This window comes from Gordonia ajococcus, assembly GCF_012974285.1.
Lineage (GTDB): Bacteria > Actinomycetota > Actinomycetes > Mycobacteriales > Mycobacteriaceae > Gordonia > Gordonia amicalis.
On record NZ_CP052884.1, the window covers coordinates 420738 to 438841 of the forward strand.

An 18104-nucleotide genomic window follows, 5' to 3' on the forward strand; every position below is an offset into this window, starting at 1 on the left:
CGCACCGGGCTGTGGTACACAGACGACGGAGCGAACCGACCGCCGAGAACCGACAGGGAGATGTGTGCATGGATGACGCGACATTGCGAGATCGGGTGCGGGAGTTGATGCCTCGTGCGAAGTCGGATCTGGCGGAGATGGTGCGGTTCCGCTCGGTTCACGACCCGCAGCAGTTCCCGGTGGAGGAATGCGACGGCATGGTCGAATGGCTGTTGGGAACGTTCCGCGAGCTGGGTGTCGAGGATGTCGCCGCGCATGTGACCAGTGACGGGTCCAAGGCGGTCACCGGGCAGATCCCCGGTCCGGAAGGTGCGCCGACCGTCCTGCTGTACTTCCATCACGACGTGCAACCGCCCCTCGGTGAGAACGAATGGGATTCGCCGGTGTGGGAGCTGACGGAACGGGACGGTCGCTGGTACGGACGCGGTGCCGCCGACTGCAAGGGCAACATCGCCGTGCACCTCACCGCGCTGCGTGCCCTCGCCGGCGACCTCGGTGTGACCGTGAAGATCATCGGCGAGGGCTCGGAGGAACAGGGGACGGGTGGGCTCGAGCATTTCGCGGTCGAGCATCCCGACCTGTTGCGTGCCGACACCATCCTGATCGCCGACTCCGGCAACTTCGCTGTCGGCAGACCGAGTCTCACGACGACGTTGCGCGGCATCGCCAACATCGACGTCACGGTCGAAACCCTGGGATCGGCAATGCATTCCGGCATGTTCGGTGGGGCCGCGCCGGATGCGCTGGCCGCCCTCATCGCGATGCTCGCCACTCTGCGCGACGAGCACGGCAACACCACCATCACCGGTCTCGACGCCGATGCCGAGTGGCCTGGCGTTTCCTACCCGCCCGAACAGTTCCGTTCTGATGCAACGGTGCTCGAGGGCGTCGAGCTCGTGGGATCCGGATCGGTGTCGGACATGGTGTGGGCGCGTCCCGCCGCGACCGTGCTCGGCATCGACTGCCCGCCGGTGGTCGGGTCCTCCGCGGCGGTCCAGCCACGCGCCCGGGCGCGCATCAACCTGCGCGTGCCGCCGGGAATGGACCCCACCTACGCCCAGGACGCGCTCATCGAACACCTCCGGGCGGCCACCCCATGGAATGCCCGGGTGTCCTTCGAGCGTGAGGCGGTGGGATCGCCGTTCGTCGGCTCGACATCCGGTCCGGCCTACGAGGCGCTCACCGACGCGCTCGCGGCCGCCTACGGCGGCGAGGAGGTGCTGATCCAGGGGCAGGGTGGATCGATCCCGCTGTGCAACGTCCTGCAGAGCACCTTCCCCGACGCCGAGATCATGCTCTTCGGTGTCGAGGAGCCGCGGTGCCTGATCCACGCCCCCAACGAGAGCGTCGATCCGACCGAGATCGAGCGGATCGCGCTCGCCGAGGCCCTGTTCCTACGTGACTACGCGTCCCGCGCGGCCCGGGCCGGCCGGGATTCGGCCAACGCCGGGCCAGGCGGCGCCTAGCGCGGGTCCGATAGCTCGCGAAGGTGGACGGCTGACCCAGTTCCTGAGCGAAGTGGATAGGGAAAGTTCGCGTGTCGCAGCACAATCCCGAGACGAAGACCCATGAAATTGGGACCAAAGGCCCAAGACCGGGAACACCCCCGTCGGTAATGTCTGATGCCGGGTGGGAGAACTCTCGTGGAAGGAACAAGGTGGGCCCAGGTCCCATTGGTCGTGACGGGCAAGTGATGAACATTGCGCCGGAACATGTTTCGCGTAGCGAACAGGTTTCCCGTGTCGGAGTGTCGGACTTGCGAACGAGTGAGCGGTATTTGCGCGCCGCGGTCACCGACCTCATCGAGCGTAATTTCCGCGACCCGGATTTCAGTGTCGAGGTCGTGGCGCGGCACCTGCATGTGAGTCGCCGGCACCTCTATCGGGTTCTCGCCGGCAGTCCCACGTCGCTGGCCGAGATGATCGCCGACCGCCGTCTCGACTGGGCCCGTGGCCTGCTGACGGGCCCGGGGAATCCGAAACTCGAAGCGGTGGCACATGCTTCGGGCTTCGCCTCGACGGCGACGATGCGGAACAGATTCCGCGCCAAGTACGGGCTCACCCCTGACGAATTCCGGCGCGCCGCAACGGTTGCCGACGCGGAAGCCAGCTGATGCATTTCGGCGCAAGCACTTTGGTGCTTGCGCTGAAATGGTTTCGATCGTCGTGTTCAGTGGCGGTTCGCGATCACAGTATGCAAAGCGGCGAGTAGTCACTGCGTCCACCGGTCGTCGGTGAGACGAGGAACGTGCACGGGTTGAACCCCACCTTCTCTATCTCCTTGGTCAGCCGACGCAGTTCGGAGTCGGACACGACCTTGTCGCGCGAGAGCAGGAATCCCGAGGCGCGAGTGGGTCACCGACGATCGCGTACTTGTACGGACCGTTCGGGTTCTCGCCGTCCTCGATGTAGGCGATGATGTAGTTCGGCGCCCCGTTGGGGTTGATGCTGGCGGGTGTCTGCGGGAACCGCACACTCAACTGGGCATTCGTCTTGGTGTCCACCACGGTGGCGCGCCCGATCACGCCGCCCCGCATGCCGGTGGGTCCGGTGCACTGGTTGTCGACACCGATGGTCTTCTCATCGATCCGGGTGTAGAACGCGCGCAGGTCACGCCCCAGAACGAGGGGACGGTCGCCAGCTGCCACCATTTGCCGAGGTAACGGTCGACGTCGACGTAGGCCACCGGGGCCAGGGGCGCGGCCTGCGCCGGACCGGTCCCGATGACGAAACCGATACCACGACGATGCCGGCGACAAGGGCTGCAAGGGTGTGTGTGACGCGCATGGTGTTCCTTTCGTGGGCCGATCGTCTACGTCGAGTCCCGATCGGCTGTCTGAAGAGTGTTCAGACCGCACGCGGTCACGGATGGGTCATGGGCACCCGGCAGGCCATGTCGGCGGGCATCATCGCTGGTGAAACGAAAGATCACATGTTGTAGACGTTGTTCGGGTTCCAGGTGGAGACCGCCCAGATGACGATGAGGTCGAGGACGATGATCAGGATCGCCCAGGCCGGGTAGTAGGGCAGCCACAGGAACTGCGCGATGATCGACAGTGACGCGATGACGATGGCGGCGATGCGCGCCCAGTCCGCACCGACCGCGAGTCCGCCGGCGACGAGGATGCCGACGATGCCGAGGATCATGTGAATCCAGCCCCACGCGGTGAGGTCGAATTCGAAGACGTAGTCGCGGCCTACGACGAAGAGTTCGTCGTTGGCGATCGCCGAGATGCCCTGGAAGACCGAGACCAGGCCTGCGACGAAGAGCAGGGCGGCGGCGACGATCGAGATCCCGAAGGCGAAGCCCTGTTTGGCCGACGAGTTCGCCTGCTGGTCGGGGGTGGCGCTCATGGTGGCGTCCTTTCATGGTGGGGAACGCCGGCGTCCAGAGATCCTGGCGCGACGGCGCGGTGGCGTTGTTGCGGGTGGACCTTAACCAAGGATGGGACATCCGACCCGTGTCCCACAGCGTTTCGCTCAGTTCCGGCACATCTTTGAGCAGGCGATTTAGTACTCGGCGGGGGTCGGGTATAAGCTATCGCAGGCTACACACGGGGTGTGGCGCAGCTTGGTAGCGCGCTTCGTTCGGGACGAAGAGGTCGTGGGTTCGAATCCCGCCACCCCGACAGAGATCGGCCACGGTCGATCACAGAGATGTGTTGGTTGAGACACAGCAGTGAAACCCCGGTCGGCAGAGATGCGGCCGGGGTTTCCTCGTCTTCGCCGGTGACCTCGCAGTGGAGAGCGCGGGCTCAGATCTTCTGCTCGGAAGAGACACGATCGCCGAGGTGAGCGAGGATCTCGGGGTCGGCGCTGACGAACCGGTCGACCTCTTCGCCGCCGTCACAGCGCAACAGACTCACGGTGACATCCTCGGGACCGCGGCGGACGACCCGCCAGCAAGCACCGGAGTCCTCCCAGCGCCGCAGATCGTCGAGGGTCATGACGCAACGGGCTCCTTCGCTCAGCAACCCAGCTGCCGGGCCAGGTCGAGCAGATCGGTGGCGTGGAAATCGTTGTCCGGCGAACCGGAGTCGTCCTTGGGTTCGCCACCCCATTCGGCCGGTCGCTCGACGAACGCGGTACGCAGGCCGAAGGAGCGGGCGGCGTCGAGGTCCGACTGATGCGTCGCGACCATCATCACCTCGTCCGGTCGGACCTCGAGGAGTTCGGCGAGGCCGCAGTACGTCTCGCGCGCGGGTTTGTAGTGACGCCAGAGGTCGGAACCCCCGATGACGTCCCACCCGAAGCCGTTGTGTCGTGCCATGTCGGTCAGCAACGCCACGGTCCCGTTGCTGAGAGCGCACACGATGCGGTCCCGCTTGAGGCGCCGGATGCCTTCGGCGGCGTCGGGCCAGCCGGGGATGGTCCGCCACGCACGCACCAGCGCGCGGCTCTGTTCGGCGTCGAGAGTCACGCCGAAGGCCCCTGCGACCTCCCGGAGGGTCTCGGTCTGCAGGTCGTCGAGACGACGCCAGGGGAGCTCTCCGGCCTCGACACGCGCGAGGATCGGCGAGTAGCGGCGACGCCACTCACGCGCGAAGTCGGCGGAGTCGACCTCGGGGACGATCAGCGCCACGGCACCGGAGATCCCGGTGAACCAATCGGTGACCGTACCGAAGGTGTCGAACGCCAGGACCTTCACGCCGAGCGCGTTCACGAGTCGATCGACCCCCGGTGTGTTCGGGGGACGCTCACAGGGACTCGCGTGCCAGCTGCGGCAGCGACTGGTCGGCGTCGTAATCGGCGTCGCCGTGCGAGACCGGCGTCAGGGTGATGAGGCTGGCCTCCGGGCGGCAGCAGAAGCGGACGGGCGCGTACGGGGATGTGCCGAGGCCGGCGCTCACGTGCAGCTTCATCGACGACCCCCAGTTCGACGGTCCCTTCACCCGGGAACGGTCGATGTGGCAGTTGGTGACGAGCGCCCCGAAGAACGGCAGGCACAGTTGCCCGCCGTGGGTGTGGCCGGCCATCACGAGGTCGTAGCCGTCGGCGGCGAAGCGGTCGAGGACCCGCGGCTCGGGCGAATGCGTGAGGCCGAGGCGCAGGTGCGCCAGCGGGTTGGGGCGCCCGGCAATGGTCTCGTAGCGGTCCCGCTCGATGTGCGGATCGTCGACTCCGGCCGCGACCACCCGCACCCCGCTGACCTCGAGCTCACGCACGGTGTGTGTGGCGTCGAGCCAGCCGCGTTCGGTGAACGCCGCCCGCAGGTCCTGCCACGGAAGCGGTTCACCATACGTGCGCTGGTGATCCTTCTTGAAGTACTTGAACGGATTCTTCGCCTTGGGGCCGAAGTAGTCGTTGGAACCGAAGACGAACAGACCCGGACGCGACAGGAGGCCGCCGAGGGACTGGATCACCGCGGGCACCGCCTGCGGGTGCGCGAGATTGTCGCCGGTGTTGACCACCAGATCTGGTTCCAGCGCCTCGAGCTCGGAGATCCACGCCTGCTTGAGCCGCTGGTTGGGCATCATGTGCAGGTCGCTGATGTGCAGGACCCGCAGGGGAGAGGCGCCGGGTTCGAGGACCGACAGCGTCGTGTGGCGCAGGGCGAAGGCGTTGCGCTCGATGACCGTCGAGTAGACGAGGCCGGCCGCGGCGAGTCCCGCGGCACCGATCAGTGCGCGCGAACCGACCCCGGAACCGGGTGAACCGAGGCGTGAACGGCCGAGGCGTGCGAAGTCGAGTTCGGAGTGTTGCATCTGTTCAGAATACGCATCACCGAGCGCATGCCCACCCGTTCCCGGCCCCGGGCTCAGCCGGGTAGCTGGATCACGACCGGGCCGACACCGGGAACCACCACGGTGGTCTCGGTGGGACCGTTGCCGCCGTCACCGCCACCGGCGCGACGACCGTTGCTGACGTAGATGGTGACCGTGCTGCCGGGCATCGCGGAATCCGAGGGTGCGGTGAACACGACCGTGCCCTTGGGGCGGCCGCTGTCGACCTCGAGCTCGTTGACCTTGAACCCGGCCCGTTGCAGGCGTGAGGTCGCCTCACTGGCGGTCAGTCCGCTGACCTGCGGGATTCGTCCGCGGTCACTGCCGTTCCAGTATTCGCGGTCGATCGGAGGGAGCCGGACCGGACCGAACTTGGTCGCGACCGGTTTCACCGCCTGGAACCATGTCCGCGCGGGTTCCATACCGCCGAACACGTTGCCTTCGTAGCAGGACCGAAGCGGACTGGTGCACACACCCTGCGGGTTGGGGCCATCGCTGTAGACGTACGCGGCGCCGGCGATCTGGTTGGTGAATCCGACGAACGCCGACGACCGGTATGCCTCGGTCGTGCCGGTCTTACCCGACATCGGAAGCGTCCAGCCGACCGAACCCGCGGCGCCCGCGGCGGTACCCGCACCCACGTCGTCCTTGCTCATGGTGACGGCGAGGGTGTCGGCGAGACCCTTGTCGACGACCTGTTCGCAGCCCGGAGCGTTGAACGGGACCGTGGTGAGGGCACGCTGCCCGTCGGGCCCGATCACCGGGTTGCCGTACTGATCGCGCTTCACCCGGCTGATCGACTTGATCGGGTTGGGCGGGCACCAGACGCCGCCGGAGGCGATCGTCGCGGCGACGTTGGCGAGCTCGAGCGCGTTGATGGGCAGCGGCCCTAGCGTGAACGAACCGAAGTTCCCGTCCTTGACGTACTGGGCAATGCTCTTCTCGCCGTTTCCCGACGAGCCGGGGACGGTGTAGGAACGCAGGCCGAGGCGGACGGCCATGTCGACGGCCGGCTTCACGCCGACCTGCTGCAGCAGCTTGACGAAAGCGGTGTTCGGCGATTGGGCGAGCGCATCGGTCACCGACATCGCCGCGGGGTAGCGGCCGGCGTTCTTCACGCAGTAGGCGTTGGCCGGACACCCGTTCACCCCGCCGCTGTTACCCATGCCCTCCACGGCGACGAAACCGGGCACCGGGATCGTCGACCCGGCGCCGAGACCCTTCTCCAAGGCCGCAGCCACGGTGAAGATCTTGAACACCGAGCCCGCGCCGTCGCCGACCATCGAGAACGGTTGCGGCTGCATCGTCTCGCCGGCATTCAGGTTCAGTCCGTAGCGGCGACTCGACGCCATGGACAGCACGTCGTGGGACTTGTCCCCGGGACGGATGGTGCTGATGACATCCGCGACACCGTCGGCGGTGGGACTCGCCTGGGTCTTTGCCGCACGGTCCGTTGAGCGCTGCACGTCGGGGTCGAGGGTGGTCTGGATGATGTACCCGCCTCGCAGCACGGAGTTGCGCGACATCCCGTTCTCGGCGAGGAACTGCAACGCGTAGTCGCAGAAGAAGCCCTTGTCGTCGGCGGCGATGCAGCCCTGAGTGGGCGTCCGCGGACGCGGGAGCACGCCCAGCGGCTTCTCCTTGGCCGCCATCAGCTCGGCGCGTCGTTCGGGGAAGTTGTCGATCATCGTGTCGAGTACGAGGTTCCGGCGCGTCAGCGTGTCCTCGGCGTTGCTGTAGGGGTTGAGCGCCGAACTCGACTGCACCATGCCCGCGAGCATGGCCGCCTGCTCTACCTGCAGGTCCTTCGCCGGGATCCCGAAGTAGGTCTGCGCGGCCGCCTCGATGCCGTAGGCGTTGTTGCCGAACGGGACGACGTTCAGATAGCGGGTGACGATCTGCTTCTTCGCCTCCTGCTTGGCGGCGGCGTCGTCGAGACCCTTGTCGCGCTTGGCCTCGTCGATGAGGGTCTGTTCGAGCGTGAGGGCCATGCGCACCTCGCGCAGCTTGCGCGCCGGGGTCGTCTCGACCGCGGCCTGGCGGTCGGCCTCGGTGCGGGCGAGCACGAGCAGTTGATAGTTCTTGATGTACTGCTGATCGAGCGTCGACGCACCCTGCTGGACCTCGCCCGACGACGAGTTCTTCAGCGCGGCGCGGATGGTGCCCTTCCAGTCGACGCCGTCGTGCTCGAGGAAGCGCCGGTCCTCGACGGAGATGATCGCGCGGATCATGTCGGGCGAGATGTCGTTGTATCCGACCTGGTAGCGGTACTGGTCGAACAGCACCGCGATCGGCTTTCCGTTGGCGTCGGTCATCGTGGTGACCTCCGGCAAGGTGCCGTTCAGGAGTTCGGAGGAGACGTTCTCGACTGCCGCGGCCGCCCGGTTGGAGACGACTCCGACCCCACTGGCCACCGGATACATCAGGCCCGCGACGAGAACCCCGGCCAGCAGGCTCGCCCAGGCCAGTGACCACAGTTTCTTCGACATCACCCCGACAGGATACGTGCGATCGGTCCGAACATCGCCCAGCCTCGCCCCCGAGATCCGACGGGACCGTTGTGCCTGGACACGATCCCGGCGTGCTCGAAGAACGGCCCGACCGCGCGTCAGTGCAACCGTCCGATCGGATGAGTTTGCACGGTGGTCCCACTTTGTTGCGCTCCAGGGGTTGCGCACCCATGCACAGATCCCTAGATTGAGTGCAGAATGTGACTCACTTAACAGTTTGCTGTAAATGTGGTCTGAGCAGCGAGTTGAGCCCCGGCTTCGGGGACATGCGGAACACGATGAGTAGGGGTGGCGGATGGCGACAGCGGCAGTTTCTACCGGAGAAGATCGCTTGGCCTGGGTGGCCAGAGCACGATGCCGAGGCGGAGACCCGGACGATCTGTTCGTGAGAGGAGCAGCCCAGCGCAAGGCCGCCACGATCTGCCGGCACTGCCCGGTACAGCTCGAATGCGGTGCCGATGCCCTCGACAATCGCGTCGAGTTCGGTGTGTGGGGTGGCCTGACCGAGCGTCAGCGTCGCGCACTCCTGCGCCAGCATCCCGAGGTCACCTCGTGGTCGGCGTTCTTCGAAGCCCAGCGCCGGCGTCAGCGCGCCGACGCGGTCTGACCCACCAAGACACATCAGCAAACGCAATTCGGCTCGACCGACGGAAGCCGGCCGAGCCGATTGTCATCAGTCGGTGGTGAAAGCGCTCAGCCCCGTCCGGTGATCTGCTCCGCGACTGCGCGCAGTGCGGTCACGTCCGCGACCTCGAACGGCAACGCCGGGACCCCGACGATCGGGACCCGCGGATGGGCCGCCGTGAATCTCTGCAGCAGATGGAGTTCGCGCTTCGCGGTGGCGGCCCGGTCGGCGTGGATCTGTAGCACCCCGCGAGTCAGGTCGTCGGTGACCGACTCGAGTGCCACCAGCGCCGCCTCCTCGTGGATCGAGGTCAGGTTCGGGTGGGTCCGGTTGAGGATCAGACCCGCGAGCGGCATCGTCTCCTCCGACAGCCGGTCGACGAAGAATGCGGCCTCACGCAGCGCGTCGGCCTCGGCCGCGGCGACCACCGCGAACTGGGTGCCCGGCTGCTTCAGCAGTTCATAGGTCTTCAGCGCGCGGTCCTGGAAACCGCCGAACATCGAGTCCAGGGACTGCACGAACGTCGCGACGTCGCGCAGCATGTCGCCGCCGATGATGGTGGAGACGCCCCGCATCGCCAGGCTCATCGCCCCGGTCACCATTCGGCCGACACCGCGTCCGCCGCCGACCAGCACCTTCATCAGCCGACCCGACAGGAACGAGCCGAGACGCTGCGGCGCGTCGAGGAAGTCGAGGGCGTTCCGGGACGGTGGCGTGTCCACGACGATGAGGTCCCAGTGCTCCTGCTCGAGCAGCTTGCCGAGCTTCTCCATCGCCATGTACTCCTGCGTGCCGGAGAACGACGACGCGACCGTCTGATAGAAGGCGTTCTCCATGATCGCCTCGGCGCGTTCGGGACTGGAGTACTCGAGCACCATCTCGTCGAAGGTGCGCCGCATGTCGAGCATCATCGCGTCGAGCGTGCCCTTGCCATCGATCGGAACCGGCTGCGGCTCGTTGGTGAGCTGCGACATCCCGAGTGACTGTGCGAGCCGCTTGGCCGGGTCGATGGTGAGGACCGCGACGGTGCGGCCCTGCTCGGCTGCGTACATCGCCATGGCGGCCGCGGTGGTGGTCTTGCCGACGCCGCCGGCACCACAACAGATGACGACGCGGGTCGCGGGGTCGGTCAGCACCGCCCCCATCTTGAGGTCGAGTGGCATCACGCACCCGCTTTCTGGAGAAGGTTGGCCAGCTCGTAGATGGAACCGAGGTCGATGCCGTCGCCGAGGGACGGCAGTTCGAGGGTCGGCAGTTCGACCTCGTCGAGCTGGGCCTTCGCGATCTGCTGTGCCTGCAGGCGGGTCGCATGTTCGATGGTCTCGGTGAGCAGCCCGGACAGATCACCGTCGGCGAGCTTCACGCCGGCGGCGCTCAGGTTCTCCTCGATCCGCGAGGCATCGATCTGTCCCTCGGCGATCTCGTCGATCGTGTCGGCGGGCAGGTGCGGTGCACTGACCCGGTTGATGATCAGGCTGCCGAGGTTGAGGTTCTTGCCGCGCAGCTCCTCGATCGCCTCGATGGTCTCCTGGATCGGCATCGCCTCCAGCAACGTCACCAGGTGGACGACGGTCTCCTCGGAATGCAGCAGGCGGACGACACCCTCGCTCTGGTTACGGATCGGACCGGTCTTGGCGAGGTCGGCCATCGCCTGGGTGACGTCAAGGAAATTGCCGATCCGGCCGGTCGGCGGTGCGTCGACGACCACCGCGTCGTAGACGCGCTCGCCCTGCTTGTCGGTGTGGATGATGCGCTCTTTGATCTTGCCGGTGAGCAGCACGTCGCGCAGACCCGGTGCCACCGTGGTCACGAAGTCGATGGCGCCGATGCGCTTCATCGCCCGGCCGGCGAAGCCGAGGTTGTAGAACATGTCGAGGTATTCGAGCAGTGCGTGCTCGATGTCGACGGCGAGCGCCGACACCTCGCCCCCGCCTTCGGCAGTCGCGATCCTGGTGTCGGTCGGCGGCAGCGGCGGTATGTCGAAGAGCTGCGCAATGCCCTGCCGGCCCTCGGTCTCCACCAGGAGAACCTTCTTGCCGTCGGCGGCGAGTGCGAGCGCGAGCGCCGCCGCGATGGTCGTCTTACCGGTCCCGCCCTTACCCGAGACGAAGTGCAACCGGGCGCGCGATGCCGCGTCCGGCCACTCGTTCGCGTCCGCAACGGAAGAGTTGTCTGTCACGCCGGAATCGAGACCTTCCCCCGCCCCGGAACGTGAGCCCTGTTCATTGGCCACCGCAACACCTTATCCATTGATCGTCGGCAGATAGGGTGAGTCCATGACTGAAGTGACCGCGTGGGAGTACGTGACGGTGCCGCTGCTGACGCACGCAACCAAACAAATCCTCGATCAGTGGGGCGCCGACGGCTGGGAACTGGTGTCGGTGCTGCCCGGCCCGACCGGTGAGCAGCACGTGGCCTACATGAAGCGACCGAAGGGCTGAGCATGGCTGCAACCTGGACAGATCGACTCGCCGAGCTCGGCATCGCGCTACCCGACGTGGTGCCTCCGGTGGCCAGCTACACCCCGGCCGTGCGGACCGGCAACCTCGTCTACACCTCGGGACAGCTCCCGATCGTCAACGGCGAACTCTCGGTGCACGGCAAGGTGCACGACGGTGCCGAGGGCGTCGTGCGTCCGGATGAGGCCACCGATGCGGCGCGCGCCTGCGCGCTGAACGCGCTCGCCGCGGTGCACGCACTGGTCGGTATCGACTCGGTGGTGCGCATTGTCAAGGTGGTCGGTTTCGTCGCGTCGGCCCCTGGCTTCACCGGTCAGCCGAAGGTCATCAACGGTGCGTCGGATCTGCTGGGCGAGATCTTCGGCGACGCGGGAGTTCACGCTCGTTCGGCCGTCGGTGTCGCCGAACTGCCGCTCGGTGCACCCGTCGAGGTGGAGCTGATCGTCGAAGTGGCCTGACGTCTCTTTGGACGTCGCGCTGCTGGTCGTCGCGGCCGCAGCCGCCGGATGGGTCGACGCCGTGGTCGGCGGCGGTGGATTGGTGTTGATCCCCGCGATGCTGATCGCGCAGCCCGGCCTGCCGACGGCGACGGCACTCGGCACCAACAAACTCGCCGCGGTCTTCGGCACCGCATCGGCAGCCTGGCGCTATGTGCGGCACGTGCGCGTCGATCTACGACGGCTCGTCCCGGTGTTCCTCGCCGCGCTCGTGTTCTCGGCTCTCGGTGCGCTGGTGGCGATCTCGTTGCCGACGGAGATCTTCACGCCGATCGTGCTGGTGATGCTCGTCGGCGTGGGACTCTTCGTCGCGCTGAATCCCGGGTTCGGCGGCGACACGTCGTCGGGCCCGCGGTCTCGCCTGTCGACGATCGCCGGCCTGGTGATCGCCGGTGTCGTCGTCGCGTTCTACGACGGGGTGATGGGTCCCGGAACCGGGGCCTTCCTCATCATCAGCCTCACCGCTCTCGTCGGGACGACGTTCTTGGAGAGTTCGGCGATGGCAAAGGTCATCAACACCGGTACCAACCTCGGGGCGCTGACCGTGTTCGGGCTCCAGGGAAATGTGCTGTGGCTCTTGGGTCTCGGACTCGCAGTCGCCAATATCGTCGGCGCCCAGATCGGCTCGCACATGGCCATCGGGCGCGGTAGTTCGTTCGTGCGGTGGGTGCTCCTGGCCGTCGTCGTGGTGATGGTGGGGAAGCTGGGGTACGACCTGATCACCGACTGATCCACGTGCGCAGGCGAAAAGGCGTGGCGGTGCCGGGCCGGAACGGGAGATGCGGTGGGGGTGAACGCCCCCACCGAATCCGCCGCCGACTCGACGCGCGTCGCGATCCAGCGTCGCACCGTCGTCCTGCTGTGCCTGGTTCAGGTGCTGGGCGGCGTCTCGATGGGCGGTGCCCTGGCGCTGGGCGCGATTCTCGGTGAGGAGCTGTCCGGGACCGAATCGCTGGCCGGGTTGCCGGCCACGGTGTTGACACTCGGCGCGGCAGCAGCCGGGCTACCGCTCGCGGCGCTGGCGTCGGCGCGCGGTCGGCGACCCGCGCTCGCCACCGGGCTGATAGTCGCTGCCACCGGCGCGCTGATCGTGGCCTTCGCTGGGGACCGCGGCTGGTTCCTGCTGATGCTCGCGGGGATGATCGCGCTCGGATCGGGGACGGAAGTCAGCCTTCAGGCCCGGTTCGCGGCGACGGACCTGGCCGCGCCGGAGACACGGGGTCGCGACCTGTCGCTCGTGGTCTGGATGACGATGGTCGGCGCCGTCGTCGGTCCCGCGCTGGTTCCGCTCGGGGCGCCGGTCGCGGGTTGGGTCGGGATGGCGGACATGGCGGGGCCGTTCCTGTTGGGCGCCGTCGGGTGCCTGTGTGCGGCAGCCGTGCTCCTCGTCGGTCTGCGGCCCGACCCGCTCGTGGAAGCGAATCGTGGAGTTTCCGAATCGACATCGAGACCATCTCTGGCGGAGGGGCTTTCGGCGATCATGCAATCACCCGCCGCCCGAGCGGCGTTGGCGGCGGTCGTCTCGGTGCATGCAGTGATGGTCGGGGTCATGGTGCTGACGCCCGTTCACCTGCACCACGGCGGCGTGTCGGTGACGCTTGTCGGACTCTCGATCAGCGCCCACATCGCCGGGATGTTCGCGCTCTCACCGCTGATGGGCATCCTCGCCGACCGCGCTGGAAGAGTGCCGGTCATCCTCACCGGTCAGGCCGTTCTCGTCGTCAGTTGCATCGTCGGGTTCGTGTTCGTCGACTCCCAGGCCGGACTCGTCGCCGCACTGGTCCTACTCGGCATCGGGTGGTCGGCGTCCACGGTCGCGGCGTCGACCCTGCTGACCGACGCCGTAGAGGTCATCAGACATGCTGCGGCACAGGGTGTCTCGGACACCTCGATGAGTCTCGCCGGAGCCGGGGCGGGTGCGCTGGCCGGGGTCGTGGTGGGTGCGTTCGGATACGCCACCCTCGTACTCGGTGCCGGGACGATCGCGGTGGTCACCGCCGTGTACGTGGTGGTCGACGGTGCGCGCGGGCGCCGGCAGGCCGCGATGGCCTACAGTCCGATCATCGGCCTTGCAGGGGAGGGATCAGCGTGTCACAGCAACTCGTCGGACGAACGGGTGTCGTGACACTGGCGATCCCCGGGGGAGAGACTCTCGGCGAGATCGAACTGCCTTTCGGCGGAGGGACAGAGCGGTTCCTGGCGCGCGCCACGGAACCGCTCACGAGACACCCCGGTGCTGGTGATCGCCGAACTGCCCGGCCGGGTCGTCGACGTCGAACGCTGGACAACGCTCCCCGGGCTCTGACCTGCATCGCCGGTGCATGTGAATGGATGATCGGCGCCGGCAGCGAGATGAGGCAGTATGTGCTGCAACGATGCGATGATTTGCGATCGGCAACCTTGATGTGACGACACGAAACAATGCAAGACGCACCTGACGCGAGGAGAAGAGCATGCTCGGTTACTACGTCCCGGAACCCGACGAGGCGATGCTCATCTCGGGTGCGAAGGCCCATGAGGGCGACGCACCGTTCGTCGTGATCGTCGGCCACGGCAAATGGGTGATGCCCTTCTTCCGCAAGGTCCGGTTCCTGTCGATGGCATTGCACGAGGCCTCGATCCGTGAGGTCTGCGTGACCACGCAGGGCATCCAGCTCAACGTCCGCGCAGTGATCGCGCACAAGGTCGGCAACGACGTCGTGTCGATCGTCAACGCCGGCCAGCGATTCATCTCCGAGCAGGAGAACGAGATGAATCAGCTGACCGGACAGATCTTCTCCGGCCATCTCCGATCGATCGTCGGTTCCATGACGGTGGAGCAGATCATCCGCGAACGCGACACCCTCGCCCGGCAGGTGCTCGAGGCCTCGAAGAGGGAGATGGGATCGATCGGCCTGGTGGTCGACTCGTTCCAGATCCAGTCGATCGACGACATGGACTCCGGCTACATCAACGCGCTTGCCGCACCGAACATCGCGAAGGTGCAGCGCGAGGCCGCTGTGGAACGTGCTCGGGCCGACCAGGAATCGGCGAAGGCGCAGCAGGAGTCCCTGCGCAACCAGGCCGACTACGAGCGGGAGACCGCGATCAAGCGCGCGGCCATCAAGGCCGAGACCGACAAGGCCAACGCCGAGGCCGCCCAGGCCGGCCCGCTCGCCCAGGCGAGGGTCAACCAGGAAGTCATCCGCGAGCAGTCGGTGCTGGCGCAGGCGCAGGCCGAACTGCGTGAGCAGGAACTGATCTCGGAGGTCGTGAAGCCGGCCGAGGCCGAGGCGCGTCGCCGCGCGATCATCGCCGAGGCCGAGGCCGAGGCGAAGGCCGTGGAGATCCAGTCGGCCGCCGCCGCGCAGCACAACCGGATCGCGCTCGACCAGCAGCTCATCGAGGCGCTGCCGACCCTCGTGGGTGAAGTCGCCAAGGGGCTCAGCACCGCCAACCTCACGGTGTACAACGGCGCCGAGGGCGTCAACGAGATCATGACCGGCGTCATCACCCAGGGCGCCGCGCTCCTGCGCAGTCTGCAGGATCAGGTCGCGCCGACCGTGCTCGACGAGGCGTCGGACCAGTCCGTGAACGGCACCCCGGTCAGTGGGGTCTGAGGAACAGATGACCTTCTCCGAACAGCCCCTCCGTGACCACGCCGTACCGCCGAGCTGGCACAGCCGATTCGCCTTCTTCGACGCCTACGGCCCGCCGGCGGATCCGCCGTCCCGAGAGGCGATGAAACACTTGCCCTTCGGGCAACGGGTGCGCATCACCTTCAATCCACTGGCGTTCTTCTTCGGGCCGATCTACTTCGCGGTTAAGGGCATGTGGCGCAAAGGCCTGATGCTGTTCGGGCTGACGCTGGTCTTCAATGCGCTGCTCCTGGCCCTGAACGTCCCGAGCAGCTTCGACATGGCCATCGCGTGTGGTGTCGGTGCGCTGTACGCGACGACCGCGAACTACGCGTGGTACCTGCATGTCCGGAATGACAACCGTTCGTGGAACATCTTCGAGGGCACGACTCGCAGCAAGGGCTGAGTCGGGATCGGCTCACGGTGGCCGGATGGCCGAGCCGGGTGACCGGGGCCGTCGTCAGTCGATAGGCTCGGACACCATGAGCACCCCGAACGATGACGCCGCCGTCCACCCCGCCTACGGGGTGCTCCGAGAGGTAACCCCCTTCGCGTCGGTCCTGCTGTGCGACAACTCCGGGATGATGGAGCTCGACGGGACCAACACCTACGTGTTGCGCGCACCGGGCAGTGACGAGTGCGTCGTCGTCGATCCCGGTCCACCGAAGTACAAGCACCATGCCCGACGTCTTGCGGAGCTCCCCGTCGCGCTCACCCTGATCACGCACCGGCACTTCGACCACACCGGCGGTGTGGCCCGTCTGCACAAGCGGACGGGTGCACCCGTGCGCGCCCGTCTGGAGAAGTTCTGCCGGAATGCCGATCCCCTGCGCGACCGCGAGGTCATCGAGGTCGCCGGCCTGCGGATCACGGTGCTGCACACGCCCGGACACACCGGGGACTCGGTGAGTTTCCTCGTCGAGCACGAGGACCGGCGTGCGGTGCTCACCGGCGACACCATCCTGGGCAGCGGCACGACCGTGCTCGACCCAAGCGACGGCGGGCTGCGGGACTATCTCAACTCGCTGAACCGGCTCATCGTCGAAGGTGAAGGCGCGGCGCTGCTTCCGGCACATGGCCCCGACCATCCGGATCTCGTGCCGGTCGCCCGGTTCTACAAGACTCATCGCGAGGAGCGGATCGATCAGATCGTCGCCGCCCTCGACGCCATGGGCGTCTCTCCGCACGAGGCCAAGCCGATGAAGGTCGTGCGCCGCGTCTACTCCGACGTCGACAAGAAGCTGTGGCCGGCGGCGCGGATGTCGGTGAAGGCGCAGCTGGAGTACCTGCGCGAGGCCTGAGGCCGAAAGCAAGAGCCGCTCGCTCCCGAAGGAACGAGCGGCTCTTGTGGTTCGTCAGCGTGCGCGACGCGCCAGGCGCTCGGAGTCGGCGATCAGGACGCTCTTGCCCTCGAGGCGCAGCCAGCCGCGCTGGGCGAAGTCGGCGAGTGCCTTGTTCACGGTCTCGCGCGAGGCGCCGACCAGCTGGGCGATCTCTTCCTGGGTCAGGTCATGGGTGACGCGCAGGGCGCCGCCCTCCTGGGTGCCGAAACGCTGCGCGAGCTGCAGGAGCTGCTTCGCGACGCGACCGGGCACGTCGGTGAAGATCAGGTCGGCGAGGTTGTTGTTGGTGCGGCGCAGACGACGGGCCAGCACGCGGAGCAGCTGCTCGGCGATCTCGGGACGATCCTTGATCCACGCGCGCAGGGCGTCACGGTCCATCGACACCGCGCGGACCTCGGTCACCGTCGTCGCCGACGAGGTACGGGGGCCCGGGTCGAAGATGGAGAGCTCACCGAACATGTCCGACGGTCCCATGATCGTCAGCAGGTTCTCTCGGCCGTCGGGTGAACGTCGGCCGACCTTCACCTTGCCGGACATGATGATGTAGAGCCGGTCACCGGGCTCGCCTTCATGGAAGATCACGTGTCCACGAGGGAAATCCACGGGCTGAAGCTGCTTGGTCAGCGCCGCGACGGCAGAGGGCTCGACGCCCTGAAATATGCCTGCCCGCGCCAGTACTTCTTCCACCTAGGGAACCTTTCTCGAAATCTTTGCTACAGCCACGTTGTGAGATCGCGCCCTTGGATACGCTACCCCGCGCACGAGCATATGTGTTGAATGGGTCACTGACGGTGCAATGAGTGTGTGTCTGACCGACGAGATGCCCGGGTTCGGCGATCAGCGGCCGCGATCGGCCGGAGAACACCGCAAAGGACGCGTCCGGGCGGACCGGACGGCGAGTGGGGGGCGGTGGATCAGCTGGCTCGCTTTGGCGAGGCGGCGTGATCGGCGGTCGCCGGTTCGTGGCCGGGGAAGCGGTGGGGCCGAAGTTCGTGGAGTGCGGCGGGTGCGGGATCGCGAGGCGGCTTACCGGCGTTCTGGGACCCCGTGCGGTCGATGAATTCGTCGACGTCGTCGTTGGAGACGGACACGCGGTCGATCCGGGCCTGCACCTTGTCCATGCCCATGGCGAAGAGCATGAGTACCGCCGGGAACAGCAGTGCTGCGAGACCATGCATGGGGACAAGTAAACACAATCGGCCGCGCAGAATCCTCATCGGATGGGACGACGTCACTGACTTGTTACCTGACCGTAGGTTGTGTCCCTCATCCCGGCCCGTCGAGCCACGTAGCTCACACCGGCGCCGTGATGAGGTCCCTGACCTGGGGTG

General features: G+C 66.9%; 19 protein-coding genes, 1 tRNA gene and 2 pseudogenes. 12 read left to right on the plus strand and 10 right to left on the minus strand.

Annotated features, from left to right (window positions below):
• The first annotated feature begins 68 nt into the window (after nt 1-68).
• Nucleotides 69-1466 (plus strand): dipeptidase, encoded by a 1398-nt coding sequence (locus GAA2_RS01835; RefSeq protein WP_006435112.1) that lies wholly within the window; start codon nt 69-71, stop codon nt 1464-1466.
• A gap of 191 nt (nt 1467-1657) precedes the next feature.
• A complete protein-coding gene (locus GAA2_RS01840; protein ID WP_040004551.1) occupies nt 1658-2113 on the plus strand; it encodes a helix-turn-helix domain-containing protein in 456 nt (151 codons plus the stop codon).
• A gap of 73 nt (nt 2114-2186) precedes the next feature.
• Here GAA2_RS01840 and GAA2_RS01845 read toward each other — a convergent pair.
• Both GAA2_RS01845 and GAA2_RS01850 read right to left on the minus strand, forming a co-directional pair.
• A pseudogene (locus GAA2_RS01845) lies at nt 2187-2786 on the minus strand (lipocalin family protein).
• 141 nt (nt 2787-2927) lie between these two features.
• Nucleotides 2928-3353: a hypothetical protein gene (locus GAA2_RS01850; RefSeq protein WP_159405416.1), complete on the minus strand. Its 426-nt coding sequence runs from the start codon at nt 3351-3353 to the stop codon at nt 2928-2930.
• A 201-nt stretch (nt 3354-3554) separates the two neighbouring features.
• On the opposite strand from GAA2_RS01850, the gene GAA2_RS01855 reads away from it, so the two are divergent.
• Nucleotides 3555-3628: transfer RNA gene (locus GAA2_RS01855), tRNA-Pro, on the plus strand.
• Nucleotides 3629-3754: 126 nt separating this feature from the next.
• Here the strand turns inward: GAA2_RS01855 and GAA2_RS01860 are convergent.
• From GAA2_RS01860 to GAA2_RS01875, 4 genes are read right to left on the minus strand one after another with little or no spacing between them, the layout of a single operon-like run.
• Nucleotides 3755-3946: a hypothetical protein gene (locus GAA2_RS01860; protein WP_006435108.1), complete on the minus strand. Its 192-nt coding sequence runs from the start codon at nt 3944-3946 to the stop codon at nt 3755-3757.
• A 20-nt stretch (nt 3947-3966) separates the two neighbouring features.
• The gene (locus GAA2_RS01865) at nt 3967-4662 is read right to left on the minus strand and encodes a haloacid dehalogenase type II (RefSeq protein ID WP_006435107.1); all 696 of its coding nucleotides are present in this window, start codon (nt 4660-4662) and stop codon (nt 3967-3969) included.
• A gap of 34 nt (nt 4663-4696) precedes the next feature.
• Nucleotides 4697-5704: a metallophosphoesterase gene (locus GAA2_RS01870; RefSeq protein WP_006435106.1), complete on the minus strand. Its 1008-nt coding sequence runs from the start codon at nt 5702-5704 to the stop codon at nt 4697-4699.
• Nucleotides 5705-5757: 53 nt separating this feature from the next.
• Nucleotides 5758-8211: a penicillin-binding protein gene (locus GAA2_RS01875; protein WP_096272867.1), complete on the minus strand. Its 2454-nt coding sequence runs from the start codon at nt 8209-8211 to the stop codon at nt 5758-5760.
• A 316-nt stretch (nt 8212-8527) separates the two neighbouring features.
• Here GAA2_RS01875 and GAA2_RS01880 point away from each other — a divergent pair, with 316 nt between their 5' ends.
• The gene (locus tag GAA2_RS01880; RefSeq protein WP_024499565.1) at nt 8528-8839 is read left to right on the plus strand and encodes a WhiB family transcriptional regulator; all 312 of its coding nucleotides are present in this window, start codon (nt 8528-8530) and stop codon (nt 8837-8839) included.
• Nucleotides 8840-8925: 86 nt separating this feature from the next.
• Here GAA2_RS01880 and GAA2_RS01885 read toward each other — a convergent pair whose 3' ends face one another.
• Nucleotides 8926-10020 carry an ArsA family ATPase gene (locus GAA2_RS01885; protein ID WP_024499564.1) on the minus strand — a complete coding sequence of 365 codons (1095 nt, stop codon included), beginning with the start codon at nt 10018-10020 and terminating at the stop codon, nt 8926-8928.
• The gene (locus GAA2_RS01890; RefSeq protein WP_006435102.1) at nt 10020-11090 is read right to left on the minus strand and encodes an ArsA family ATPase; all 1071 of its coding nucleotides are present in this window, start codon (nt 11088-11090) and stop codon (nt 10020-10022) included. Before GAA2_RS01890 ends, GAA2_RS01885 begins: the two co-directional genes overlap by 1 nt.
• Nucleotides 11091-11133: 43 nt before the next feature.
• Between GAA2_RS01890 and GAA2_RS01895 the strand changes: the two genes are divergently transcribed.
• The 8 genes and pseudogenes from GAA2_RS01895 (at nt 11134) to GAA2_RS01925 (ending at nt 16731) form a co-directional block, all read left to right on the plus strand.
• Nucleotides 11134-11298: a DUF4177 domain-containing protein gene (locus GAA2_RS01895; RefSeq protein ID WP_006435101.1), complete on the plus strand. Its 165-nt coding sequence runs from the start codon at nt 11134-11136 to the stop codon at nt 11296-11298.
• Nucleotides 11299-11300: 2 nt separating this feature from the next.
• Entirely contained in the window at nt 11301-11774 is a 474-nt protein-coding gene (locus GAA2_RS01900; RefSeq protein WP_006435100.1) for a RidA family protein, read from the plus strand.
• 7 nt (nt 11775-11781) lie between these two features.
• Nucleotides 11782-12543, plus strand: a complete 762-nt coding sequence (locus GAA2_RS01905) for a TSUP family transporter (RefSeq protein ID WP_096272869.1) — start codon at nt 11782-11784, stop codon at nt 12541-12543.
• Between the two features lie 54 nt (nt 12544-12597).
• Nucleotides 12598-13938, plus strand: a complete 1341-nt coding sequence (locus GAA2_RS01910) for an MFS transporter (RefSeq protein WP_096272871.1) — start codon at nt 12598-12600, stop codon at nt 13936-13938.
• Nucleotides 13902-14118 (plus strand): annotated as a pseudogene (locus GAA2_RS23010) (hypothetical protein). Before GAA2_RS01910 ends, GAA2_RS23010 begins: the two are co-directional and overlap by 37 nt.
• Nucleotides 14119-14266: 148 nt before the next feature.
• Nucleotides 14267-15412, plus strand: coding sequence for a flotillin family protein (locus GAA2_RS01915; protein ID WP_159405415.1), 1146 nt, complete (start codon nt 14267-14269; stop codon nt 15410-15412).
• Nucleotides 15413-15419: 7 nt separating this feature from the next.
• Complete coding sequence (locus GAA2_RS01920) at nt 15420-15836, plus strand: DUF2628 domain-containing protein (RefSeq protein WP_006435095.1); 417 nt, start codon at nt 15420-15422, stop codon at nt 15834-15836.
• Nucleotides 15837-15912: 76 nt separating this feature from the next.
• A complete protein-coding gene (locus GAA2_RS01925) occupies nt 15913-16731 on the plus strand; it encodes an MBL fold metallo-hydrolase (protein WP_006435094.1) in 819 nt (272 codons plus the stop codon).
• 54 nt (nt 16732-16785) lie between these two features.
• On the opposite strand, the gene GAA2_RS01930 is transcribed toward GAA2_RS01925, so the two are convergent.
• Together GAA2_RS01930 and GAA2_RS01935 are read right to left on the minus strand one after the other, a co-directional pair.
• Nucleotides 16786-17460, minus strand: coding sequence for a Crp/Fnr family transcriptional regulator (locus GAA2_RS01930; protein ID WP_005194565.1), 675 nt, complete (start codon nt 17458-17460; stop codon nt 16786-16788).
• 227 nt (nt 17461-17687) lie between these two features.
• On the minus strand, nt 17688-17951 hold the full coding sequence (locus tag GAA2_RS01935) for a hypothetical protein (RefSeq protein WP_096272875.1): 264 nt from the start codon (nt 17949-17951) through the stop codon (nt 17688-17690).
• Between the last annotated feature and the right edge of the window lie 153 nt (nt 17952-18104).

What these genes read in the sequence shown, in the direction of transcription:
- GAA2_RS01835 (WP_006435112.1), top strand. Translation starts at nt 69, where the DNA reads ATGGATGACGCGACATTGCGAGATCGGGTGCGGGAGTTGATGCCTCGT.
- GAA2_RS01850 (WP_159405416.1), bottom strand. Translation starts at nt 3,353, where the DNA reads ATGAGCGCCACCCCCGACCAGCAGGCGAACTCGTCGGCCAAACAGGGC.
- GAA2_RS01860 (WP_006435108.1), bottom strand. Translation starts at nt 3,946, where the DNA reads ATGACCCTCGACGATCTGCGGCGCTGGGAGGACTCCGGTGCTTGCTGG.
- GAA2_RS01870 (WP_006435106.1), bottom strand. Translation starts at nt 5,704, where the DNA reads ATGCAACACTCCGAACTCGACTTCGCACGCCTCGGCCGTTCACGCCTC.
- GAA2_RS01875 (WP_096272867.1), bottom strand. Translation starts at nt 8,211, where the DNA reads ATGTCGAAGAAACTGTGGTCACTGGCCTGGGCGAGCCTGCTGGCCGGG.
- GAA2_RS01880 (WP_024499565.1), top strand. Translation starts at nt 8,528, where the DNA reads ATGGCGACAGCGGCAGTTTCTACCGGAGAAGATCGCTTGGCCTGGGTG.
- GAA2_RS01885 (WP_024499564.1), bottom strand. Translation starts at nt 10,020, where the DNA reads ATGCCACTCGACCTCAAGATGGGGGCGGTGCTGACCGACCCCGCGACC.
- GAA2_RS01895 (WP_006435101.1), top strand. Translation starts at nt 11,134, where the DNA reads ATGACTGAAGTGACCGCGTGGGAGTACGTGACGGTGCCGCTGCTGACG.
- GAA2_RS01900 (WP_006435100.1), top strand. Translation starts at nt 11,301, where the DNA reads ATGGCTGCAACCTGGACAGATCGACTCGCCGAGCTCGGCATCGCGCTA.
- GAA2_RS01915 (WP_159405415.1), top strand. Translation starts at nt 14,267, where the DNA reads ATGCTCGGTTACTACGTCCCGGAACCCGACGAGGCGATGCTCATCTCG.
- GAA2_RS01920 (WP_006435095.1), top strand. Translation starts at nt 15,420, where the DNA reads ATGACCTTCTCCGAACAGCCCCTCCGTGACCACGCCGTACCGCCGAGC.
- GAA2_RS01925 (WP_006435094.1), top strand. Translation starts at nt 15,913, where the DNA reads ATGAGCACCCCGAACGATGACGCCGCCGTCCACCCCGCCTACGGGGTG.
- GAA2_RS01935 (WP_096272875.1), bottom strand. Translation starts at nt 17,951, where the DNA reads ATGCATGGTCTCGCAGCACTGCTGTTCCCGGCGGTACTCATGCTCTTC.